General features: G+C 50.2%; 1 pseudogene. It reads right to left on the bottom strand.

What is annotated here, in order from left to right:
- Window positions 1-203 (bottom strand): annotated as a pseudogene (locus M9827_RS17675) (IS4 family transposase); the annotation flags it as partial.

Here is a 203-nt window from a genome sequence, read left to right as displayed (position 1 = left end):
CGCCAGTATTCCAGGCCAAGGCGCCACAATGAAAGCACTCGTCGTTCTCTGAGGCTGTTGCTTTGATATCGCCGCTCCAAGTTACTTTTTCGAGCCTGAAGCCCCGTTAAAAAGAGCAGGTAATTGGCGAGAGCTGCAATCAACAGCAGTATCTCAATACGATGCAGGCAATGGCTGCGATGTAGATTCAAGCCCAATCCCAA

Source organism: Pseudomonas sp. AKS31 (assembly GCF_023634765.1).
Lineage (GTDB): Bacteria > Pseudomonadota > Gammaproteobacteria > Pseudomonadales > Pseudomonadaceae > Aquipseudomonas.
The sequence above is the reverse complement of the archived record's forward strand: the minus strand, read 5'-3'. Positions and strand labels throughout refer to the sequence as shown.